The following is a 21,810-nucleotide window of genomic DNA, read 5'->3' as shown; positions in this document are numbered from 1 at the left end:
CGACTATGACTTCCGCGCGGCCGCCGAGTCCGGGAAGCGCTTGTCGAACGCCGCGAAGGCGAAGTCGGTGAACCGCGGAGCGGTCAGGTTGAGCACCTCGACCACCGAGGCCGCGACGGTGTTGACGGTGAGCGGCCGGTCCTCGAGGGCACGCACGATCTTGGCAGCGGCCTGCTCCGGGGACTCCGCGCGGGCCTTCGCATAGGCCTCGGTCGGCGCGACCATCACGGTGCGCACCAGGGAGAGCCTGATGTTGGTGAAGGTGACGTTGTCCTTCCACGCCTCCCGCCCGGCAATGCGCGCGAACGAGTCGAGCGCTGTCTTGGAGGCGATGTAGGCGGCGAACTTGGGCGCCTTGATCTGCACTCCCCAGGTCACCACGTTCACCACATGGCCGAACCCCTGCTCGCGCATCGCCGGCAGCAGGCCGAGGATCAACCGCACCGGGCCGAAGTAGTTGATCGCCATAGTCCGCTCGAAGTCGTGCATCCGGTCATAGGAGAGCTCGAGTGAACGGCGGATCGACCGGCCCGCATTGTTGACCAGGTAGTCCACCGGGCCGCCCTCGAGCACCTCGGCGATCATCGCGTCCACGGCCGCACCGTCAGTCAGGTCGACCACGTGTGCCTCGGCCTCGCCACCGGCCTCCTCGATCGCGGCCACGACTCGTTTCAGCTCGTCAGCGCGTCGGGCCACCAGCACGAGCCGGGCACCACGCTGCGCCACGGCGTACGCCGTCGCCTCACCGATCCCCGACGACGCACCGGTGATCAACACCCGCCGACCGGCCAGCGGACTCGGTGCCCGGAGACCGAGCGGCGCCACCACCGGACGGACGACGTGTCGACGGAGCAGCGCGATCGGGGTGAGCAGAAGTGAAGTCACGCGCTCACCCTAGATCCACACCCAGTCCATGCTCAGCCCTGCTCAGGCATCCCAGCGGAACATCTTCGCCGCGATCGCGGTGAGCACCGCGGCGAACGCCAGCAGGATCAGCATCGGCACCACGGCGGCACCCGGCCCCTCGCCCCGCACCATCACGTCCAGCATGCCGTCGTTGAGGTGGCGCAGCGGCATCACCTTGGAGATCGTCTGCAGCCAGGTCGGGGCACCGTCGAGCGGGAAGAACGACCCGCTCAGGAAGGCCATCGGCAGGACCAGGAAGTTGGCCATGTTCACCGCGCCCTCGGTGGTCTTGGCAACCGCCCCGGAGAGCAGCCCGATCGCCATGAACGCCAAGGTGCCGCACAGCACCAACGGCACAGCCATCCACCAGGACCCGGTCAGGGTCAGCCCGAAGCCCACCGTCCCCAGGCCGAGGAAGATCGCGGTCTGCACCAGCGCGATCATCATCGTGGTCGCGATCCGCGCCCCCACCACGGTGGTGGGCGGCACGGGTGAGAGCTGGATCCGTCGTAGCAGCCGGCTCTGTCGCCACCCGTTCAGGGTCGCGGCCGCACCGAACGCGGCGCTCATCGCGATCGCCCATCCGAGGAGTCCGGGGGTGACGAAGTCGATCATCTTCATCGAGTCGTCCTCGACCCGCTCGGGTCGCAGGTCGAACTTCGGCTGCTGGCCGGTGACAGCGATGTTCGTGCTGTCCACGAAGGCCCGCAGCAGCCCGTTCACCATCGCGGCCTTCACCTGGTCGGTCTGCGTGTAGTGCGCGATCAGGGTGTCGCCGTCCTGCTCGAGCGCGAGGTCGAGATCGCCCTTGCGCACCGCGGCGATCGCGGCATCACGGTCATCGGTCTCGGTGACGTCGAACGCCTCGTCGAAGGCCTCCCGGGCCCCCTCGGGCATGTCGTCGATCAGGGCCACCTCGCCGATCGTCCGGGTCTCGATCTCGGAGGCGTCGGTGTTGGTCAGGATGCCGCCGAAGAGGACCAGGAACATCAGCGGGAAGACGATCGAGAAGAACACCGACGCCTTGTCCCGGATGAACCCCTTGAGGATCGCCACCGCGACCGCCTTGAACGCCCTCATGCTCTGTACTCCCTGCCGGTCACGTCGAGGAACACGTCCTCCAACGTCGCTGCCTTCACCTGGAGCCCGTCGAGCAGGTTGTCCGCGCCCAACCGGGAGAGCACCTCGGCCGGTCGCCTGGTCGTCAGCACCAGTCCGTCCGGGTCCTCGGCGACGTGGTCCACGCCCGGCAGCTCACTCGCCTGCGGTGCGAGCAGCTGTCCGGCCTTGATGGAGATCCGCACCGGCGCATCGAGGCCACGAATCAGGGCCGCAGGCGTGTCCAGCTTGAGGATCTTCCCCTTGTCCATGATCGCGACCCGGTCACACAGCACCTCGGCCTCGTCCATGTAGTGCGTGGTCAGCACGACCGTCCGCCCGGAGTCGTTGAGCCCGGAGAGCAGGTCCCACAGGTTGCGTCGCGCCTGCGGGTCGAGCGCCGCCGTCGGCTCGTCGAGGAAGACGATCTCCGGGTCGTGGACCAGGGCGCACGCGATCGCCAGCCGCTGGGCCTGGCCGCCGGAGAGCTTGTCGGCGCGCACCGAAGCCTTGTCGGTGAGGCCCACCCGCTCGATCCACTCGTCGCCACGCTTCGCCGCGACGCCGTACATCGCCGCGAAGGTGTGGATCTGCTCGCGCGCGGTCAGCGCATCGAAGAACGCCGACGACTGGAGCTGTACGCCGATCCGCGGCAACAGGCCGGCGTTGCGGGGCCATGGCGCCTGGCCCAGCACGCTCACCGTGCCCGAGTCCGGCTTCCTGAGCCCCTCGATCACTTCCAGCGTGGTGGTCTTCCCCGCGCCGTTCGGTCCCAGGATCCCGAAGAACTCTCCCTCGGCAACGGTGAAGCTGACACCGTCCACCGCCCGGAGGTCTCCATAGGCCAGGGCCACGTCGGCTACATCGATGGCTCCCATGCGGCGAACGCTATCCAAGACGTCACGCAGTCCCGAGCAGGCCCCGCACCAGGCGCACACCGACCGACATCCGGGCCAGGTCGGCCGCGTCGTCCGAGCAGATCTCCTCCAGGGTCTGGGCTGCCCGGGACACGATCACCTCGTCGTCGTCCTCCCAGGCGGCGACCCGAACCGGCACCGGGTCCTGGCCCGAGGTGGTGGTCAGCACCTGTGCGGTGAGCTGGGCATGGACCGCGTGCAGGTCGTCGCGCAGCGCTGCCCGTGCCATCGTCTGCCAACGGTCCTGGCGCGGCAGCGCCACGATTCGAGCCACCAGCAGGGGCAGGCCGAGGCGCTCGCCGATGGCGAAGTGCAGCCGGGTCACCTCGAACGGATCGAGGTCGAGCCGATCCGCGGTCTCGATCACTCCGAGCAGGCCATAGGCCGGCGGAAGCACGGCCACCCGGACCGCCAGCTCCTCCGGCACGCCGAACGACACCAGCGAGTCACGACGTTCGCAGAACGCGTCGAGCTCCCGGCCGGTCATCAGGCTCGGCAGCTCGGACATCACCCGCTGGACCGTCACGGAGAAGAAGTCCACCGTGGCCTCGGAGTCCATCGGTGGGCGCCGGTTGGTCGCCAACCAGCGAGACGCCCGCTCGATCAGCGTGCGCATCTCCACACGCATCCGCGTCTGCACCTCGGCAGGCAGCTTGTTGTCCCAGGTCGCCAGCTCCTCGCGCACCGCCAGCGAGCCGAAGATCTCCCGGGCGACGAAGTTGGCCCGGGTCAGCTCGGCCGCAGACGCGCCGGTCTCCATCGCCAGCCGCGGCCAATAGGTCATCCCGGCACCGTTGACGAGGTCGTTGACCACTTGGGTCACGATGATCTCGCGGCGCAGCGGGTGGCTCTCCATCTTGGCGCGATAGTCCTGCCGCATCGGTTGCGGGAAGTAGGCGAACAGGTCCGTGCGGAGATAGGGATCGTCGGGCAGGTCGGAGTCGAGCAGCTCGTCGGCCAGGACGATCTTGGTGTAGGCCATCAGCACCGAGAGCTCGGGCAGGTGCAGGCTCTCCCCCGCGGCGAGGCGACGGCGTACCTCCTTGGTGGAGGGCAGTGCCTCCAGCTCGCGGTTGAGCAGTCCCCTGCGCTCGAGGTTGCGCATCCAGTCCTCGTGCACGTGCAGCAGCGGGGCGGCGTTCGAGACCGCGTTGGCCAGCGCCAGGTTCTGCTCGTAGTTGTCCCGGAGCACCAGGGCGGCCACCTCGTCGGTCATCGAGGCCAGCAGCTCGTTGCGCTGCTTGACGGTCAGGTCGCCGTCGGCGACCACCCCGTCGAGCAGGATCTTGATGTTCACCTCGTGGTCGGAGGTGTCCACACCCGCGGAGTTGTCGATGAAGTCGGTGTTGATCCGGCCCCCGTTGGCCGAGTACTCGATCCGGCCACGTTGGGTGAATCCCAGGTTGCCACCCTCGCCGACGCACCGGACCCGCAGGTCCTCGCCGTCCACCCTGATCGCGTCGTTGGCCTTGTCGCCGGCCTCCGCACTGCTCTCGGTCGAGCCCTTGACGTAGGTGCCGATGCCGCCGTTCCACAACAGGTCCACGGGCGCCTTGAGGATCGCCTGCATCAGCTCGGCCGGGGACATCGAGGTGATCGCGGCATCGATGTCGAGCGCTGCGGCGACCTGCGGTGTCAGCTTGATCGACTTGGCGGAGCGCGAGTGCACACCGCCGCCCTCGGAGATCAGCGAGGTGTCGTAGTCCTGCCACGACGAGCGCGGCAGCTCGAAGAGGCGCTTGCGCTCCTGCCAGGACGCGGCAGCGTCCGGCGTCGGGTCGAGGAAGATGTCGCGGTGGTCGAAGGCCGCCACCAGCCGGGTGTGCTCCGAGCAGAGCATGCCGTTGCCGAACACGTCCCCGGACATGTCACCGATGCCGACCGCGGTGAAGTCCTCGGCCTGGCAGTCCACGCCCATCTCGCGGAAGTGACGCTGCACCGAGACCCAGGCGCCGCGCGCAGTGATCCCCATCCCCTTGTGGTCATAGCCGACCGATCCACCGGAGGCGAAGGCGTCGCCCATCCAGAAGCCGTAGTCCTTCGCCACGCCGTTGGCGATGTCGGAGAAGCTTGCCGTCCCCTTGTCGGCAGCCACCACCAGGTAGGAGTCGTCACCGTCGTGGCGTACGACGTCCGGCGGCGGGACGGTCTCGCCGTCGACCAGGTTGTCGGTGATGTCGAGCATGCCCGAGATGAACATCTTGTAGCAGGCGACGCCCTCGGCCAGCCAGGCCTCCCGGTCACCCGGGTCCGGCAGCTGCTTGCAGAAGAATCCACCCTTCGCGCCGACCGGCACGATCACGGTGTTCTTCACCATCTGCGCCTTGACCAGGCCGAGCACCTCGGTGCGGAAGTCGTCGCGGCGATCGGACCAGCGCAGCCCGCCACGGGCCACGGCGCCGAAGCGCAGGTGCACGCCCTCGACCCGTGGTGAGCAGACGAAGATCTCGTAGCGCGGCCGTGGCTCCGGCAGGTCCGGGATCGCGGACGGCGCGAGCTTGAAGGAGATGTAGGGCTTGGTGCCGTCCTGCTGGAAGTAGTTGGTCCGCAGGGTCGCCCGGATGATCGTCAGGTAGGAGCGCAGGATCCGGTCGTGGTCCAGGCTTGCCACGTCGTCGAGGGCCGCAGCCAGGCGTTCCTCGATCCGGGCGACCTCGGACTCGCGGGCCTCACCGTCGGCGCTGGCCGAGTCGAATCGCGCCGGGTCGAAGCGGGCCTCGAACAGGCTCACCAACAACCGGGTGATGTCGACGTTGTTGCGCAGCGCCTCCCCGATGTAGTCCTGCGCGAAGGGCGCTCCGCCCTGGCGCATGTACTTGGCGAGCGAGCGCAGCACCGTGGCCTGGCGCCAGGTCAGCGAGGCCTGCAGCACGAGGGAGTTGAATCCGTCGATCTCGTTGCGACCGTCCCAGATGGCGCGCAGCGCGTCCTGGAAGAGCTCTCGGGAGTCCTTGGGCATGGCGCGCGGATATTTCAGCCCGAACTCATAGATGTACGAGCGCCGGTTGAGGCCCTCCAGCTCGTAGGGCCGTTCGTCGACGACCTCGACGCCCATCGAGCTGAGCATCGGCAGCACCCGGCTCAACGAGAGCGGCGCGCCGATCCGATAGACCTTCAGCCGGGACTCCCCGACCCCGGCGTCGAGCTGCTCATGCAGCGACAGGTCGATCCCGCCATCGTCGGTGATGCCCTCGAGGCGACCGAGGTCGGCGGCACCGGTGCGGGCCGCGAAGTCCTCCTTGTAGGCCTCCGGGAACGAGTCGACGTAGTCACGGCTCAACCGGGCGCCGGACTCCTCGCCGTACTCGCTCACGACCGCCTGGGTGAAGTCGTCCTCCCACGAGCGGGTGGCCTCGACCAGTGTGCGCTCGAGCTCGGCCTGGTCGACGTCCTTGACCATCCCGCCACGCGGAGGGCGTACGACGAAGTGGACGCGCGCCATGTTCGACTCGCTGACCCGGACGGTGAACTCGATCGAGTCACCGCCGAGACGGTCCTGGAGGATCGTCGCGATCCGCTTGCGGATCGCGGTGTTGTAGCGGTCCCGGGGCAGGTAGACCAGGCAGGAGAGATAGCGCCCATAGGTGTCGCGTCGCATGAACAGTCGCAGCTGTCGGCGCTCGCGGGTGTACATCACGGCCTCGGCGATGTCGCTGAGCTGCTCGACGGGGGTCTGGAACAGCTCGTCGCGCGGGTAGTTCTCCAGCGTGTCCATCAGTGCCTTGCCGGCGTGGCTGCGCGGGTCGAAACCGACCCGGTTCAGCACCTCGGAGGCCTTCTCCCGCAGCAGCGGGATCCGGGTCAACGACTCGGTGTAGGCAGCGCTGGAGAAGAGGCCCAGGAACCGGCGCTCGCCCACCACCTCGCCCGCCTCGTCGAACACCTTCACGCCGACGTAGTCCAGGTAGGCCGAGCGGTGCACGGTGGCACGCGAGTTCGCCTTGGCCAGCACCAGCAGCACCTTCTCGCGAGCCTTGGCCCGGACCGGCTCGGGGAGCCGGCTGAACGAGACCGACATGTCCGGGTCGGCACGCAGGATGCCGAAGCCGGTGCCCGGCAGGCCGCGGAGGATCTCCTCGCCGTCGATCTCCTCGAGGCGATACTCGCGATAACCCAGGAAGGTGAAGTGGTCGTCGGCCAACCAGCGAAGGAGGGCCTGGCCCTGCTCGATCTCCGCCTTAGGCAACGGCGGCGGGTTGGTGTCCAGGTCCTCGATGATGGCGGTGACCCGCTCGTGCATCTTGTCCCAGTCCTCGACGGCCTCGCGCACGTCGCGCAGAGCCTCGACGAGCCGCTTCTCGATCTCCTCGGCGTCGGCGCCCTCGGGCACCCGGTCGATCTCGACGTGCATCCACGACTCGCGCACCGAGCCAGCGTCGTGGTCCGAGGCGACGCCCTCCTCGGCGACCTTGACGCTGATCAGCTCACCGGTGATGTCGCGGGTCACGTCGAAGTGCGGGTGCACCACGACGTGCAGGTTCCGGTGCTGGCCGGACAGGGCCATGGTCACGGAGTCGACCAGGAACGGCATGTCGTCGGTGACCACCTCGACCACCGAGTGGGAGTTGGCCGACCACCCGTTGGCCTGGACGGTCGGGGTGAACACGCGCACCTGTGCCGTGCCCTGGGGCCGGGACTCGGCGAGTCGCCAGTGACTGCTCAGGGCTCCGTAGAGGTCGGCGTCGCTGCGATCGACCACGTCCTCCGGAGCCACGTGGCGGTAGTAGGCGGTGAGCATCGCGGAGACCAGTTCGATCGGCGGTCCGCCAGTGCCCTTGCCGTGCGCGGCCAGTTCGGTGGCCCGTGCGATCAGCGCTGTCTTCTTGTCATCGAGGGTGTCCGACACTCCTCGACCATATGGGGGCCGTGTGATCCGGACAACACGCAGCGGCACGCGTCGGGGAACGTCATCGAAACGTTAGGAGGCGCGCCTCACTGCTCGCACAGGCTCTTGTCGCCCGTCTCCGGACCCTCATAGCCGAACACCAGCCACGGTCCGCCGTCGATGCGCGACATGGTCACCGTGCGCAGGACCGGGTCGCGCAGGCCACTGGGAGTCACCCGGCCGTTCGTGCTGATGCTGGTGCGGGCCACGTTGACGCACTCCTCGAAGACCAGCACCGGTGGCTTCCTGGCCAGCTCGATCTTCGTGGCCCGGGTCCACAGCAGCTGCACCTGCCCGATGAACTGGATCTTCTTCTTCTCATACCTGCGCAGCGACGCCTGCATCACGTCGGGCTGGTAGAAGTAGTCCTCGAACATCTCCAGCGAGGCCGGGGTCGCCTTGCCCTGCCGGTAGTACTTCTCGCTACGGCGACCGTAGTCCCGCCAGCGCTTCACGGCCGTCGCGTAGGCCGACAGCTCGTCCTTGCTGAACTTCACCCGCCAGTTGCCCGCTCCCGAGGTGGCCGTCGGGGTCGGCTCGCTCACCTGCACCGGCGGCAGGGGGTCCGCCTCCTCGGAACACCCCGACACGAGCAGGGTGGCACCGAGCGCTACGGCGGCGGTCCAACGGCGAACTGTCCAACAGGGCATGGCGAAACAATGGCATGTCGCGCGACTCTTCGGCCATGATGACCGCATGAAGATCACACACTCCGTCAGGTATGCCGCCCCGCCGGCGGCCGTGCATGCCATGCTCACCGATCCGGCGTTTCGGGAGAAGGCGTCCTGGGCGCAGAGCGTCACCCAGGTGAGCGTCAAGGCCGAGGGCGACGAGATCCGCATCGACATGCACCAGCCCAACACGGACATCCCCGGCGCCCTGAGGAAGTTCGCCGGCGAGACCACCCACGCCATCCAGGCCGAGACCTGGTCGGACGCGACCACGGCGGACTTCTCGGTGACCACGCCGGGCAAGCCCGCCGGGATCACGGGGACCCGCCGGCTGGTGGCCGACGGCGACGGCACGCTCGACACCTTCGAGGGTGAGGCGAAGGCCAAGGTGCCGCTGATCGGGGGCAAGATCGAGTCACTGATCGCTGCCAAGCTCAAGGCCGGTTGGGACATCGAGAACCAGGTCGGCACCGCGTGGTTGGAGGGCGAGCGATGAAGAAGATCAGCCACGAGCTCATCTATCCCGGCGCCACCATCGAGCAGGTCGCCGCGATGATCGCCGACCCGGCCTTCCGTGAGGCGGTCGCGGACCACCAGGGCGTCGTACGCCGCTCGGTCAGCGTCTCCGGCGAGGTGCCGGCACGACGGATCGAGGTCGAGCTCGTCCACGGCACCGAACGGGTGCCGGGGTTCGCCAAGAAGTTCGTCGGTGACGAGATCCCGATCGTTCAGGTGGAGACGTGGAGCTCGCTGACCGACGCCGACGTGCACGTCACCATCCCGGGCAAGCCCGGGGACATGAAGGGCACCGCGCGGATCACCCAGCGTGGCGACGACGTGGTCGAGACGATGAACCTGGCCGTGCAGGTGAAGATCCCGCTGGTCGGCGGGAAGATCGAGGACCTGATCGCCGGCCTGTTGGTCAAGGCCTTCAAGGCCGAGAACAAGGTCGGGCTCAAGTGGCTCGCGGGCGAGTGGCGCTGACCGATCCGGTCTCGCCCTCAGACGCCGTCGGGTCTGCGTCCGTGACGGACGTGCTCTCTTCCTGTGCCTGTTCCTGGGCCTGTTCTTGGGCCAGGTCGCGGCGCCTGACGAAGAACACCACGATGCCGAGCAGCACGAACGGGCCGAAGGCGAGCGTGAAGACCAGATATTGCTCGTAGGCGTGCAGTTGCCCCATGTGCAGGGCGATCAGGTCGGCAGTCATGGTGGCCCCATTCTCCCACCGGGCCACCATGACTGCCAGCCAGCCCCGATCAGGGGCCCGCTCGACCTCAGTCGGGCTGGGCGCTCATGTGCGGGTAGGAGTAGTCCGTCGGCGGCACGAAGGTCTCCTTGATCGAGCGGGCCGAGGTCCAGCGCAGCAGGTTGGAGGGCGCGCCGGCCTTGTCGTTGGTGCCCGAGGCCCGTGCCCCACCGAACGGCTGCTGCCCGACGACCGCGCCGGTCGGCTTGTCGTTGATGTAGAAGTTGCCCGCCGCGAACCGGAGCTGCTCAGCGGCCCAGGCCACCGCGCCCCGGTCGCGGGAGATGATCGCGCCGGTCAGGGCATAGGGCGAGGCCGACTCGGCCTGACGGACCACCTTCTCGAAGTCGCCGTCGGGATAGACGTGCACGGCGAGGATCGGGCCGAAGTACTCGGTGCTGAACATCTGATCGCCCGGGTCGGTCCCCACCACCACGGTGGGCCGGACGAACCAGCCGACCGAGTCGTCATACGTCCCGCCCGCGACCACGTCGAGGGTCTTGGTGCGCTTGGCCCGGGTGATCGCGGCCTTGTGCTTGGCGAACGCCCGGTCGTCGATGACCGCGCCCATGAAGTTGGACAGGTCGCTCACGTCGCCCACCTTCAACGAGTCGACGTCCGCGATGAACTGATCCTTGATCTTGTCCCAGACCGACTTGGCGACATACGCACGCGAGGCTGCCGAGCACTTCTGGCCCTGGTACTCGAAGGCGCCGCGGATCATCGCCACCCGCGTGACGTCGGGGTCGGCCGAGGGGTGCGCGATGATGAAGTCCTTGCCGCCGGTCTCCCCCACGATCCGCGGATAGGAGCGGTACTTCGCGATGTTCGCGCCCACCTGGCCCCACAGGTGCTGGAAGGTCGGCGTGGAGCCGGTGAAGTGGATCCCGGCCAGGTCGGGGTGGTCCAGGGTGACCTCGGAGACGTCGGCCCCGTGCCCCGGCAGCATGTTGATCACGCCGGGCGGCATGCCTGCCTCCTCGAGCAGCTCCATCGTGAGTGACGCGGCAAGCTGCTGGGTGGTCGAGGGCTTCCAGATCACCGTGTTGCCCATCAGCGCCGGGGCGGTGGGCAGGTTGCCGGCGATCGCGGTGAAGTTGAACGGCGTGATCGCATAGACGAAGCCCTCCAGCGGGCGGTGGTCGGTGCGGTTCCAGATGCCGGGGCTGTTCGCGATCGGCTGGTCGGTGAGGATCTGCTTGGCGTAGTGGACGTTGAAGCGCCAGAAGTCGATCAACTCGCAGGCCGCGTCGATCTCGGCCTGGAAGGCGGTCTTGCTCTGGCCGAGCATGGTGGCCGCGTTGACCCGCTGGCGCCACGGCCCGGCCAGCAGGTCGGCAGCCTTGAGCAGGATCGCGCACCGGTCATCCACCGACATCGCGCGCCATTCGGGGGCAGCCTTGGCAGCGGCCTTCACGGCGGCCTCGGCGTCGGCGGCGGTGGAGTTCTTCAGGGTGCCGAGCACGTGCTGGTGGTCGTGGGGCTGCACGACCTTGATCTCCTCGCCTCCCCCGTTGCGCCGTCGTCCGCCGATCACGGCGCGCAACGAGACCTGCTTGCGCTTCTGGCGATCGAGCTCCGCGACGAGTTCGGCCCGTTCGGGGCTGCCCGGTGCGTAGGTCAGGTTCGGCTCGTTGGTGGGAGCCGGAGGAAAGGTGATTGCGTCCATGCCTGCGATCGTGTCAGAGACCCGGTCGCCGCTCAACGCCTCCGCGTCAGGACAGGTCGGCGATCTCCTGGGTCGCGAACCAGGCGAGCTCGGGGTCGTAGCCGTCTTGAGTGGGCGCTCCGGCGAGGTCCTCGGTGTCCATGTGCAGGGCACCGATGTTCTTCCAGACCACTTCATGGCTGAGGTTCACGGCGGTGACGTCGTCGCTCGCCGCCGGCGTGACCGCGTCGTCGGCGACGTCGACTGCGAGCACGTGCCTGCGCGGGGTGTCGGCGGAGGTGCGCAGGGTCCAGGAGGTGTCCGCGGCGGCCGCGAGGGCGGCGTACTCCCACTCCTCCTGGTCGCCCTCGGGCCACTCCTCGGCCAGCGCCTCGGTGACGGCGTGCGCCTGCAAGGGGCCGTCGATCCGCGCCTCGGCGACCAGCGCAGCGAGGCCGGTCGAGGTGAGCGGGAGATAGATGCGGGTGCTCATGTGTCCTTCCGTGGGGTACGACGTCCGCGCGGCGCCCTCTGCCGCACACCGCTGGCGGTGTCGAGCAGCTCGTCGAGGGACTCGGTGACGCACTGGGCCAGGACCGCGACGTCGGGCAGGGCATCGCGGTCCGCGGAGATCCCGTAGTAGACACCGCCGTCGTAGGAGGTGACGCCGATGGCCAGGGCCTGGCCCGGGAGCAGCGGCTGGACCGGATAGGTGGCGACCATCTGGGCGCCGGCCGCATAGAGCGGGAACTGCGGGCCGGGCACGTTGGTGATGGTGAGGTGGAACCCCTTGCGCTGGTGCTCGGCGGCGACCCGCGAGCCCAGGGCGTGGAAGGTGGTCGGTGCGAAGCCGGCGATCCCGGCGAGCCGGTTCGCGGCCACCGCGCGGCCGGTCTCCTTGTGCGACTTGAACGCATAGGCCACCTGGTGCAGCCGGATCACCGGGCTCGGCTCACCGATCGGCAGGGTGACCAGATGGCCGGCGATCTGGCTGCCGAGCGAGGTGGCCTCGAGGTCGTCGTCGATGACCGACATCGGCACCATCGCGCGCAGGCTGCGCATCGAGGTGGACGAGGTCCCACGCGCCATCAGCCACGTCCGCAGCGCTCCGGTGAGGGTGGCCAGGACGACGTCGTTGACCGACGTGCCGTGCTCCTCGCGGATCCTGCGGTAGTCCTCGAAGTCCGTGCGCACCGTGACGAAGCGACGCTGCTCGGACAGCTCCGCGGAGATCGGTGACTCGGGTGCCGGACGTCGGTTCGCCAGCGCGTTCGCGACGGCGGCGAAGCGGCCCTGGGCGGCCGAGGCACGACGTACCGCACCATCGGCGACGCTCTGCCCGGTGGCCAGCAGCACGGTGGGCGAGACCAGGTTGTCCTTGATCGCCGAGGTGGTCAGGGTGAACGGCGACGGCGCCCGGCGCGGAGTCCAGTCGTCGCGCTCGAGCTCCTTGGGCTCCGGCTTCGTGTCGAGCAGGACCTGGCCGATGTCGACCGTCTGCACCCCGTCGACGAGGATCTGGTGCGACTTGGAGAGCACGGCGACCCGACCGTCCTGCAGGCCCTCGATGAAGTAGACCTCCCACAGCGGGCGCGCCGTGTCGAGCGGGCGGGACATGATCCGGGCGACCAGCTCGCGCAGCTGCTCCATGGTGCCCGGGCGCGGCAGCCCGGAGCGGCGCACGTGGAAGGCGAGATCGAAGCCCTCGTCGTCGATCCACACCGGGTTCGCGAGCCGTCCCGGCACGGACTGGATCCGCTGGCGATAGCGAGGGACGAAGGCGACACGCTCGTCGATCAGGTCGACGAGTCGCTGGTAGTCGAAGCCCGAGTCACCGGGCTCGAAGATCTCCAGCGTTGCGTTGTGCATCGGCGACGTGCGGGACTCCTCGGCCAGGAAGGCGATGTCCCGTGGACGCAGCCGGTTCTTCATCTGATCCCCTGTTCTGACACAACTTGTCCTCCATGCGATTCTGTCAGAGGGATCGGCCGACAAGTGGCAGGTCCATCGTGTGGAGGTGTCTTCAAGATCATGTCCGGTACTTTCAGATGGTTGACTGCGCTGGTTGCGCTCGTGCTCGTGGCAGCGCTGTCCTCGTGCAGCGATTCCGGGGACGGTGGTTCCGAGGACAAGGTGGTCGACTCGATCGCCGTCACGATCAAGGACGGCAAGGTCACCCCGAGCGGCACCCGGCTGCAGATCGCCAAGGACGAGCCGCTCACGTTCCGCGTCGACTCCGACGTGGCCGGTGAGATCCACATCCACTCCAAGCCCGAGCAGTCCGTGGTCTTCGAGGCCGGCCAGACCGAGCACGACGTCACCTTCGACAAGGCCGGGATCTTCCCGGCCGAGCTGCACGACCCGGCCCAGGTCGTCGTCGAGCTCGAGGTCCGCTGAGCGTGGACCTGATCGCCCACGGCGTGGGCGGGGCGAAGGACCTACCGCTTCCCGCTGAATACGCCATTGCGGGTGCCTGCGCTGCGCTGGCCATCTCGTTCATGGTCCTGGCCCTGGCTTGGCGCACGCCGCGCTATTCCTCGCGGGAGGCCGGCACCGCCGTTCCCACGCTCGGCGCGATCGTCGACTCGACTTGGTTCCGTGGCGTCGTGCGAGGCTTGGGCTTCGCGTTCTTTGTCTACGTCGCCTTTGCCGCGGTCTTCGGCAGGGACCTGCAGATCAACCCCGTCTTCGGGGTCTTCTACGTCTGGCTGTGGGTCGGCATCGTCCCGATGTCGCTGTTCTTCGGGAAGTTCTACAAGGCGATCAGCCCGGTCCGCACGATCAACCTGGCCCTGGCGAAGCTGACCGGTGGCGACCCGGACGTGGGCTTACGGCAATACCCCGAACGGCTCGGCCACTGGCCCGCCGCCCTCACCCTGTTCGCCTTCGTCTGGTTCGAGCTGGTCTATCCGTTCAACGCCGAGCTCGGCCCGGTGCGGTTGTGGTGTGCGGTCTATGTGGCGGTGATGCTGGTCGGCGGCGCCGTGTTCGGCAACCGGTTCTTCGAGCATGCGGACCCGTTCGAGGTGTTCTCCACCCTGGTCTCGCACCTGTCCGTGTGGGGGCGCAACACTGCCGACGAGCTGATCCTGGTCAACCCGATGCAGAACCTGGCCCGGCTTCCGGCGGTGCCGGGCCTGCTGGCGGTCGCCTCGGTCCTGCTCGGCAGCACTGCCTTCGACTCCTACAAGGGGTCGAACAGCTGGACGCTCTTCATCCAGGACGTGCCGGACGGGCTGAGGAACACCGTCAACATGGTCGCGTTGATCGGCTTCATCGTCCTGGTCGGCGTGCTCTTCGCCGTCGCCACGATGCTCACCGGGATCAAGCAGGGCCACCGGCGCACCGACCTGCCGAGCGCCTTCGCGCACTCGCTGGTGCCGATCCTTGTGGGCTACACGATCGCGCACTACCTCAGCTATCTGGTGGAATACGGCCAGCAGACCCTGATCTTCCTCAGCGATCCACGCAGTGACGGATCCAACTACCTGGGCACGGCCGACTGGGAGATCAACTACTGGCTGAGCTATCACCCGACCTTCTTGGCGTTGACCAAGGTGTTCGGTGTGATCATCGGTCACGTGGTCGCCGTCGTCGCGGCCCATGACCGCGCCATCGAGCTGTTGCCGAAGCGGCACCAGCTGACCGGCCAGCTCTCGATGCTGGTGGTGATGGTCGGGTTCACGATCGCCGGGCTGGCGTTGCTGTTCTCCTCCTGAGGCCCGAGCACGGGACCACCTCGTACGCCGTGACTCAGCGGTTCCGGCCGCGCAGCAGGCCCTTGCGTGCACGGGCACTCGTGGGGTGGAGCGCATCCACCACCTGGGCCAGGGCGCGGGCCAACGGCGAGTCCCCGGTCTCGGCCAGGGTCCGTCCGGCGACCAGTGCCCGATCCGCCGCAGCGCGGTCGTCGGGCAGGAAGTACAGGCTGGCGATGTCGGCGAAGCCGGACACCATGGCGGCCACGTCCTTCTCGGACCAGCCGAGCGAGCCTCGCATCCGGTTGACCACGACGTGCACCGCCCGGTCGCCGGTCACCTCGCGCAGCTCGACCAGTCCCCGGGCCAGCCGGGCCAGGCCGACCGGGTCCGCGGCACCGACCACCACCAGCTCGTCAGCGACGCCGAGTGCCTCGAGAGTCATCGAGTTCCGACCCGCTCGACCCGCGTGCTCAGCGGCCGGATCCGGCTCGAGGGCGAAACCGGTGTCCACGACGACCTCGCCCTGGCGCTTGCCGAGGGCGATCAGCTCCTCCACCGCGCCGGCCCTGATCTCCACCCAGCGATCGGCGCGCGGCAGGCCGGTGACCACCCGCAGCCCGGCGACCCTGCGCTGCAGCTGGAGATAGCTCCCGTGCAGGTCCCCGGCCACATGGGCGCGGGCACACGCCAGCAGTCCGGACACCTCCTCGAGGACACCGAGGTGCTGTCCCACCGAGCCGCCCCAGGGATCGACGTCGAGGACCAGCGGCGCAGCACCGCGCCGGGCCATCTCACCGGCCAGTCCCAGCGCCACCGTGGTCCGTCCCGGTCCGCCCGTCGGTCCCCACACGACCACCGAGCGGCCACGACCCGGGCCCATCATCGGTCCGACTCCCTCGCTCAGCTCCGCAGCGCCGGGCCCAACCGTCCCGGGAGCGTCCCGGCCAGGGTGATCCCCGCCGGCGGGCCTGGTCAGCGCGCCGGGTTCCCGGGCGGCGGTGACGACGAGGTCGGCGAGAGCGGACAGGTGGGACTCGTCCGCGCAGTGGGTGACCCCGAGACGGTGGACGCGTGCTCGCAGGTCCTCGCGGCCGGCATCGGCGAGCACGACGACGGGTTCGACCTGGTGCAGCCGCAGGTGGTCGATCGCGGCACTGTCGAGACCGGGCGCGTCGAGAGCCAGCACGGCCACGTGGGCCTGGCCCATGGTGACGGCGGCAAGCAGGTCGGTGACGTCCACGCAGCGCTTGAGCACCACGACGCCACGGTTGTCCGAGAGCGCCTTGAGCGCGGTGGACTCCCAGCCAGCGCCGGCGCCGAGGACCAGGACGCAGGTGCGGTGCGATGGTTCCATGGGCACCATCGGCTCAGCCCCGCTTGGTGAGCTGCACCCGGTTGTCCCGGGCCGCGGCGAGGACGATGCCGATCTCCCCGTCGGCCCCGGCGGGCACGCCGACGAGGATCTGGCGACTGCCTACCTGTCCGATCACCTCGTCCTTCTCGGGAACCGCGATCACTGCGACGTCCTCGAGCACCTTGGTGGCCGTCGGGGTCGAGTCCGGATCCGAGGCGCCGACCCGCTCCGGGATCACATAGACGTCGACCCTGGAGCCACGGCGCAGGGTGGACGGGATGTTCTCGACGGGCGCCGTCAGCGGCACCTCGACCAGCTGCTCCCCCTGGGTGCCCACTGCCTTGGCAGGAAGCAGCTCACCTGCCCCGACACTGCGCTGGAGGACCCCGTCACTCGGAACACCGTCGCGGACCAGGACGTAGTCCCGGGCGTCCTGCTCGTCGTCGAAGCGGACCCTGGTCGGCTCGAGGTCCTCGGAGCTGATCTGCTGGCCCGCGGCCAGGTCAGCCTTGAGTGCCCAGACCTCGGTCATCTCGTCCGCCGAGCCGAGGACCCTTGCCCCGATCAGGACCGAGGCCGCAACCAGGGCCACGCCGATCCACAGCCGCGGGTCACGCCAACCAGCGCTGCGCGCACGCGGCGCGAGGGGCACATCCGGCTTCTGGTGATGAGTGCTCACCGTCACATCATCGGGTGCGACGGCCGATCCGTCATCTCCCTTGTCCACAGGCCAACGCACCGATGCGCCACTCCTGACCCGGGAGGTGGCAGAGTTGGCCCCATGTCTGGCTCTCCCCGCTTCCTCACCCTCGCCGACGTGTCCGAGGTGCTGAACACGTCGCAGGCCCAGGTCTACGCGCTCGTCCGCCGCGGTGACCTGCCGGCGATCAAGATCGGTGGGCGCGGCCAGTGGCGGGTCGAGTCCGAGCAGCTCGAGTCCTACATCGAGCGGATGTATGCCGAGGCCCGCACGTTCGTGGAGAACCACCCGTTCGCGGAGAACGAGGTCGACCAGGACGTGGCCGGGCCCTCGCAGCTGCGCTGAGCGGCCGCACTGCCCCACTCACTGGCCCACTCGCTGGCCAACTCAGTGCTCGCGTGCGCGGCTCACCACTGCGGTCGGACGTCCGCGATGACCTTCTCGGTGACCAGCGGACGCAGCGGTGAGATCGAGATCCCCTTGGCGCTGAGGGTGCGCACCGCACCGGCCGACACAGCGTCGCTGCGGACGATCACGGCCGTGGTCCCGCGGGGCAGCTCGATCGCGGTCGAGCTGCTCGGGCGCAGCCGCAGTGTCGCCGAGGCGTCCTTGCCGGAGGCGCCGACGAACGACACCTTGGCCGAACCACTGCTGTCGGCTCCGGTGAGGACCAGGGTGCGCTCGCCCGAGGTCGGCACCACGACGGCCGCGTCCCCCTCGACGTTCGTTGCGGCAGGAAGGTGGGCGAAGTCGTTGGCGACCACGGCCCGGACACCACCGGTGACCGGCTTGGTGGAGGAGAGCTTCAGGGTCGCGTCCTCGCTGGCCAGCAGCCGGGTGACGGCCTTCGGCAGCTCCTGGACGACGACCTGCCCGGCGGGCACCCGGATCTCGTCGAAGCCCTCGGGCTCGAACTCGGTCTCCTCCCCGACCACGCTGACCGCGACCCTTGCCGCGTCGGCGCCCGGATTGGCCACCACGAGCACGGCCTCGGTGCTCTTGCGCGGCATCCCGGCGATCCACTGGGTCTGCGCCGGGGCCTGGCTCGCGGGGAGTCCATCGGTACGCCGGGCACCGCCGCGCGGGGTGTAGGAGTCACTCATCGTCGAGGCGATCCGGCCCCGGGTCACCGCGACCCGCAGGGTGATCTCCTCGCGGGTGGGTGCGACGTCGGCCAGGTCGATCTCGACGCTCTTGCCGCCGGGGACGGTCACCCCGCGCACCGTGGGAGCCGCGACCTCGCCGGTGGTGGTCCACATCGTCACGTCGGCGACGGCGGGTCCTCGGTCGGGGTTGACCAGCAGCAGCTTCGACTCGTGCAGGCCACCGGCGCCGGCACCGTTGAACCAGGTCTCGGCGTCCGGCACCACGCACTCGGCGAAGCTCGGCACACCACTGGTCGCGAACCGTGCGCCGACCAGGCCGGGAGCACTCGCGCCGGTGCCGGACAGGATTGTCGCCCGGTCACCGAGCCTGACCGGTGCGACCTCGCCGGCAGGGACCTCGACCGCCCGTGCGGGGCCTGCCGCGGAAGTGCGGGCGGTGATCTTGCCGGCGTCAGTGGACTCGGTCAGGCTGCCGACCACGAGTCCGGAGCTGCTGTTCTGTGCGGCCGGGCAGCTGAGGGACTGGGTGGTCAGCGGGCGGTAGCGCGCCTCGCGCACCTCGCTGGGCTCGGACTCGTCCGATCCCTTCATCCCGGCCAGGGCCAGGGCGGAGACGAGCACCGCGACCAGGCCCACCACCAGCACCGGGCTCGGTCCGCGCCGGCTCGCCTCGGCGGGCTCGGCCATCCGGCGACCACTGGTCCGTTCACTCATGCCTGCTCCTTGCGGGACGGTCCACACAGGACGATGACGACGAGCAGTGCGATGACCTGCCAGGCCAACAGGAACGGATGCCAGGCCGGCGCGTCGCCTTCGACGGCGTCATCGGGAGCGCCCTTCTCGAACTGCCAGGCGCGGGTACGCCGGTCCGAGCTGCTGGCCTGCACCATCCCGGTGGCCGCATCCAGCGTCGCCGCCACCTGGCCGTCGGCCGGTGCCGGCATCACGACATAGTCGATCCCCTGCTCGGGCAGCTGCTTGGTCAGTTCCGGGGTCGGGGCGGAGAGCAGCTCGGAGACCTGTGCGTCGAGCTTCTTGTCGGGCCCGGTCAGGGCAAGCACCTCGTCCTCACCCAGGGTGATCCCGTCCTCGCGGTGCACCCGCCAGGTGAACCCGGACTCGATGTCACCGTGCAGCATCAGCACGCCGTGCCCGGCTCCTTCCTCGGCAGCCTGGGCCATGTAGGCGGGCACCTCGGACTCGCCGGGCCGGTGCAGCAGGTTGTCACCGTCGATGACCCACCAGCCGAGACCGCCGACGGGCACGATCACGGCGCAGGCCACCATCAGGGCGGCGAGCGGTTGGCGCAGGGAGAAGTTGGCGCCGGAGAAGCTCGCCCACAGTCCGTGCCCGGCGATCACGACGGCGACGATCAGTGCGCCCTGGATGACCATCAGGGTGAAGCCCAGACCGGGACGCGTCGCCCCGGCCGGCAGGTCGATGGTCACTCGGCTCAGCACCAGCGTCTCGACCGAGGCCAGGGCCACGACCAGCCAGCAGCCGACGACGGCCAGCCGGGTGCGCGAGCGGAGCAGTGCCACGATCGCGACCGGCACGAGCAGCAGCCCGATCCACTGCGGTGCGGACGGGCCCGGGAGACGTCCGGCGAGCAGGTCGACGGTGCCCGGCTTGGCCATCACCCGGCCCGCCTCGAGGAAGAGCGCCGAGACGTCGTTGCCGAGCATGCCGACGGCGCCCGGCAGGAGCAGCAGCGGCGGGACCAGGACGGCGACGAGCACCGGTCCCCAGACCGTACGCCGGCGCGCGATCGCCGGCGCGAAGCCGAGGACGAGTCCGAGTGCGACCAGGGCCAGCAGGACCCCGAACACCCAGGCGCCCGGAGTGAAAGCGGTGAGCAGGGCGAGCAGCAGGCCGGTGCGCCAGCCGGCGCGCCAACGCCGGTCGATGCCGGGCTCGAAGAAGCCGATGGCCGCGTGGGCCAGCCAGGGAAGCAGCGCGGCGGCCACGATGAAGCCCAGCCGTCCCTGTCCCCAGGCGCCACTCGCTGCGGGCACGGCGGCCCAGGCGGCCGCACCCCAGCCCAGGATCAGCCGCGACGCAGGCTGGCCGGAGCCGAGCTCGGCGACCACCCTGCCGAAACGCCAGGCGCCCCACCCGGCGACCGGGATCGCGAGCAGGAACACCGCGGAGACCGCTGCGGTGGCGCTGCCCAGCAGGATCGTGCCCAGGACGGCGAGCGGCAGCAGGTAGGCCGGGGACGGGGCATCGGTGCCCTGGCCGATCTCGTGCCACCCCTCGGTGATCAGTCGCCACCACGAGCCCGCAGTCTCGGGCGCTGGCGACAGCGCCCCGCCGGTGAGCGGACCCAGCGCTTCTCGAGCGCCCCACAGAGCGAACAGGACCAGGGCCACCGTGGCCAGCGCGGTCGGGTTGGTGACCAGGCGCGCGATCACCGAACTGTCGGCCGCCAGCTCGTCGGCGTCGTCGGGAGTCGGACCGGTCTCGTGGGTTCCGGACTCCGCCATCCGCGTCGCGCGGCGACGTTCGGCGGCATCGCGGCCCTGGTTGACGACCGCAGTTCCGACGTCGGTGACGAAGTCGATGCCGTGGCGCGCTGGCAACCACCACGGCGCCATCAGCTTCTTCAGCCGCGGGCTCCTGGGGTCTCCCAGGTCGCGACGCGCCCGGCGACCGGTGCGGATCCTGCCGGGGTGGGCATGGATCCCGGCCAGCGCGACGATCTCGTCGCCGGCCAGGCGTGGGGCTCGGGCCAGCAGGAACCCGAGCACGCGCACCAGGCTGCCGAAGACCAGGCGCAGCCACTGCCAGGCCAGGTTGCGGCCGGGGGTGTTCACCAGCAGCGTGTAGATCGCGGCGCGCCGCTCGGCGATGTGACCATGCTGGCCGGTCAGGGGGGTACGTCGTGCCCCGCGGGTGGCCGCCTCGGCGTGGAATACCACTGCCTGGGGCACCACGATCGCGGTGTGACCGGCGCGAGTGGCGCGCCAGCCGAAGTCGATGTCGTTGCCGAAGACCGGGAGCTGCGGGTCGAAGCCGCCCAGCTCAACCAAGACCGAGCGGCGCACCAGCATGCCCGCGGTGTTGACGGCGAGGACCTCGCGGATCTCGTCGTGCTGGCCCTGGTCGTACTCCCCTCGCTCGAGCCCGGTCTCACGTCGACCGGCGCCGGAGATGGTGACTCCGAGCTCGAGGAGTCGGCGCAGCGAGGGCCACTCGCGCAGCTTGGGGCCGGCGATGTCGGCGCCGCGGGACTCCGCGGCGCTCAGCAGCTCGGCCAGCGCGTCGGGGTGGGGGTTGGCATCGTCGTGGAGCAGCCAGACCCATTCGGTGTCGATCAGCTCGACGGCGTGGGCGACTGCCTCGGGGAACGAGCCGGGGTGGGAGAGCACCGAGTCCGGCCCGAGCGAGTCGGTGAGCAGGGCGACGGAGTCGTCGGTGCTGCCGGTGTCGACGGCAAGGATTCGGTCCGGCCGGCGCTGCTGGTCCAAGAGACCAGCGAGCACCGCCGGCAACCAACGAACGCCGTCGTGGCTGACCAGCAAGGCAGTAACTGTCACGCCGGTCAACCCTAGGGGGCAACCGGGCGAATCGGATCA

18 protein-coding genes are annotated in these 21,810 nt (G+C 69.4%); 5 read left to right on the top strand and 13 right to left on the bottom strand.

The window, feature by feature from the left end:
• Positions 1-3 precede the first annotated feature (3 nt).
• From BJ980_RS16400 to BJ980_RS16380, 5 genes are all read right to left on the bottom strand, one after another.
• On the bottom strand, positions 4-885 hold the full coding sequence (locus BJ980_RS16400; protein WP_179503278.1) for an SDR family NAD(P)-dependent oxidoreductase: 882 nt from the start codon (positions 883-885) through the stop codon (positions 4-6).
• 42 nt (positions 886-927) lie between these two features.
• A complete protein-coding gene (locus BJ980_RS16395; protein ID WP_179503277.1) occupies positions 928-1,986 on the bottom strand; it encodes an ABC transporter permease in 1,059 nt (352 codons plus the stop codon).
• Positions 1,983-2,882: an ABC transporter ATP-binding protein gene (locus tag BJ980_RS16390; RefSeq protein WP_179503276.1), complete on the bottom strand. Its 900-nt coding sequence runs from the start codon at positions 2,880-2,882 to the stop codon at positions 1,983-1,985. Before BJ980_RS16390 ends, BJ980_RS16395 begins: the two co-directional genes overlap by 4 nt.
• A gap of 22 nt (positions 2,883-2,904) precedes the next feature.
• Positions 2,905-7,767, bottom strand: a complete 4,863-nt coding sequence (locus BJ980_RS16385) for an NAD-glutamate dehydrogenase domain-containing protein (protein ID WP_179503275.1) — start codon at positions 7,765-7,767, stop codon at positions 2,905-2,907.
• Positions 7,768-7,853: 86 nt separating this feature from the next.
• Positions 7,854-8,456 carry a hypothetical protein gene (locus BJ980_RS16380; protein WP_179503274.1) on the bottom strand — a complete coding sequence of 201 codons (603 nt, stop codon included), beginning with the start codon at positions 8,454-8,456 and terminating at the stop codon, positions 7,854-7,856.
• Positions 8,457-8,502: 46 nt separating this feature from the next.
• Here BJ980_RS16380 and BJ980_RS16375 point away from each other — a divergent pair, with 46 nt between their 5' ends.
• Both BJ980_RS16375 and BJ980_RS16370 read left to right on the top strand, forming a co-directional pair.
• Positions 8,503-8,973, top strand: coding sequence for a DUF2505 domain-containing protein (locus BJ980_RS16375; protein WP_179503273.1), 471 nt, complete (start codon positions 8,503-8,505; stop codon positions 8,971-8,973).
• On the top strand, positions 8,970-9,461 hold the full coding sequence (locus BJ980_RS16370) for a DUF2505 domain-containing protein (RefSeq protein ID WP_179503272.1): 492 nt from the start codon (positions 8,970-8,972) through the stop codon (positions 9,459-9,461). Before BJ980_RS16375 ends, BJ980_RS16370 begins: the two co-directional genes overlap by 4 nt.
• Here BJ980_RS16370 and BJ980_RS16365 read toward each other — a convergent pair.
• From BJ980_RS16365 to BJ980_RS16350, 4 genes are all read right to left on the bottom strand, one after another.
• Complete coding sequence (locus BJ980_RS16365; RefSeq protein WP_179503271.1) at positions 9,433-9,684, bottom strand: hypothetical protein; 252 nt, start codon at positions 9,682-9,684, stop codon at positions 9,433-9,435. The two genes, BJ980_RS16370 and BJ980_RS16365, sit on opposite strands and share 29 nt — an antisense overlap.
• Before the next feature lie 67 nt (positions 9,685-9,751).
• A complete protein-coding gene (gene pruA, locus BJ980_RS16360; RefSeq protein ID WP_179503270.1) occupies positions 9,752-11,392 on the bottom strand; it encodes an L-glutamate gamma-semialdehyde dehydrogenase in 1,641 nt (546 codons plus the stop codon).
• A 46-nt stretch (positions 11,393-11,438) separates the two neighbouring features.
• Positions 11,439-11,864 (bottom strand): DUF6912 family protein, encoded by a 426-nt coding sequence (locus tag BJ980_RS16355; RefSeq protein WP_179503269.1) that lies wholly within the window; start codon positions 11,862-11,864, stop codon positions 11,439-11,441.
• A complete protein-coding gene (locus BJ980_RS16350; protein ID WP_179503268.1) occupies positions 11,861-13,303 on the bottom strand; it encodes a WS/DGAT/MGAT family O-acyltransferase in 1,443 nt (480 codons plus the stop codon). The genes BJ980_RS16355 and BJ980_RS16350 overlap by 4 nt, the downstream gene beginning before the upstream one ends.
• 120 nt (positions 13,304-13,423) lie before the next feature.
• Between BJ980_RS16350 and BJ980_RS16345 the strand changes: the two genes are divergently transcribed.
• Both BJ980_RS16345 and BJ980_RS16340 read left to right on the top strand, forming a co-directional pair.
• Positions 13,424-13,768 (top strand): hypothetical protein, encoded by a 345-nt coding sequence (locus tag BJ980_RS16345; protein ID WP_179503267.1) that lies wholly within the window; start codon positions 13,424-13,426, stop codon positions 13,766-13,768.
• Between the two features lie 2 nt (positions 13,769-13,770).
• Positions 13,771-15,090: a hypothetical protein gene (locus tag BJ980_RS16340; RefSeq protein ID WP_179503266.1), complete on the top strand. Its 1,320-nt coding sequence runs from the start codon at positions 13,771-13,773 to the stop codon at positions 15,088-15,090.
• 34 nt (positions 15,091-15,124) lie between these two features.
• Here the strand turns inward: BJ980_RS16340 and BJ980_RS16335 are convergent, their stop codons facing one another.
• Positions 15,125-16,426, bottom strand: coding sequence for a CpaE/TadZ family protein (locus BJ980_RS16335; protein ID WP_179503265.1), 1,302 nt, complete (start codon positions 16,424-16,426; stop codon positions 15,125-15,127).
• Positions 16,427-16,439: 13 nt separating this feature from the next.
• Entirely contained in the window at positions 16,440-17,105 is a 666-nt protein-coding gene (locus BJ980_RS16330) for a CpaB family protein (protein WP_179503264.1), read from the bottom strand.
• A 102-nt stretch (positions 17,106-17,207) separates the two neighbouring features.
• Here BJ980_RS16330 and BJ980_RS16325 point away from each other — a divergent pair, with 102 nt between their 5' ends.
• The gene (locus tag BJ980_RS16325; RefSeq protein ID WP_179503263.1) at positions 17,208-17,471 is read left to right on the top strand and encodes a helix-turn-helix domain-containing protein; all 264 of its coding nucleotides are present in this window, start codon (positions 17,208-17,210) and stop codon (positions 17,469-17,471) included.
• Positions 17,472-17,533: 62 nt separating this feature from the next.
• Here the strand turns inward: BJ980_RS16325 and BJ980_RS16320 are convergent, their stop codons facing one another.
• Together BJ980_RS16320 and BJ980_RS16315 are read right to left on the bottom strand one after the other, a co-directional pair.
• Positions 17,534-18,946 carry a DUF5719 family protein gene (locus tag BJ980_RS16320; protein WP_179503262.1) on the bottom strand — a complete coding sequence of 471 codons (1,413 nt, stop codon included), beginning with the start codon at positions 18,944-18,946 and terminating at the stop codon, positions 17,534-17,536.
• Positions 18,943-21,771, bottom strand: coding sequence for a glycosyltransferase (locus BJ980_RS16315; protein ID WP_179503261.1), 2,829 nt, complete (start codon positions 21,769-21,771; stop codon positions 18,943-18,945). Before BJ980_RS16315 ends, BJ980_RS16320 begins: the two co-directional genes overlap by 4 nt.
• Between the last annotated feature and the right edge of the window lie 39 nt (positions 21,772-21,810).

The organism is Nocardioides daedukensis (genome assembly GCF_013408415.1).
GTDB classification, from domain to species: domain Bacteria; phylum Actinomycetota; class Actinomycetes; order Propionibacteriales; family Nocardioidaceae; genus Nocardioides; species Nocardioides daedukensis.
This window is presented reverse-complemented; position numbering and strand designations above follow the sequence as displayed.

Coding starts and splice junctions, on each gene's coding strand:
- BJ980_RS16395 (WP_179503277.1), bottom strand. CDS start 1,986: ATGAGGGCGTTCAAGGCGGTCGCGGTGGCGATCCTCAAGGGGTTCATC.
- BJ980_RS16390 (WP_179503276.1), bottom strand. CDS start 2,882: ATGGGAGCCATCGATGTAGCCGACGTGGCCCTGGCCTATGGAGACCTC.
- BJ980_RS16380 (WP_179503274.1), bottom strand. CDS start 8,456: ATGCCCTGTTGGACAGTTCGCCGTTGGACCGCCGCCGTAGCGCTCGGT.
- BJ980_RS16375 (WP_179503273.1), top strand. CDS start 8,503: ATGAAGATCACACACTCCGTCAGGTATGCCGCCCCGCCGGCGGCCGTG.
- BJ980_RS16370 (WP_179503272.1), top strand. CDS start 8,970: ATGAAGAAGATCAGCCACGAGCTCATCTATCCCGGCGCCACCATCGAG.
- BJ980_RS16365 (WP_179503271.1), bottom strand. CDS start 9,684: ATGACTGCCGACCTGATCGCCCTGCACATGGGGCAACTGCACGCCTAC.
- pruA (WP_179503270.1), bottom strand. CDS start 11,392: ATGGACGCAATCACCTTTCCTCCGGCTCCCACCAACGAGCCGAACCTG.
- BJ980_RS16355 (WP_179503269.1), bottom strand. CDS start 11,864: ATGAGCACCCGCATCTATCTCCCGCTCACCTCGACCGGCCTCGCTGCG.
- BJ980_RS16350 (WP_179503268.1), bottom strand. CDS start 13,303: ATGAAGAACCGGCTGCGTCCACGGGACATCGCCTTCCTGGCCGAGGAG.
- BJ980_RS16335 (WP_179503265.1), bottom strand. CDS start 16,426: ATGGAACCATCGCACCGCACCTGCGTCCTGGTCCTCGGCGCCGGCGCT.
- BJ980_RS16325 (WP_179503263.1), top strand. CDS start 17,208: ATGTCTGGCTCTCCCCGCTTCCTCACCCTCGCCGACGTGTCCGAGGTG.
- BJ980_RS16320 (WP_179503262.1), bottom strand. CDS start 18,946: ATGAGTGAACGGACCAGTGGTCGCCGGATGGCCGAGCCCGCCGAGGCG.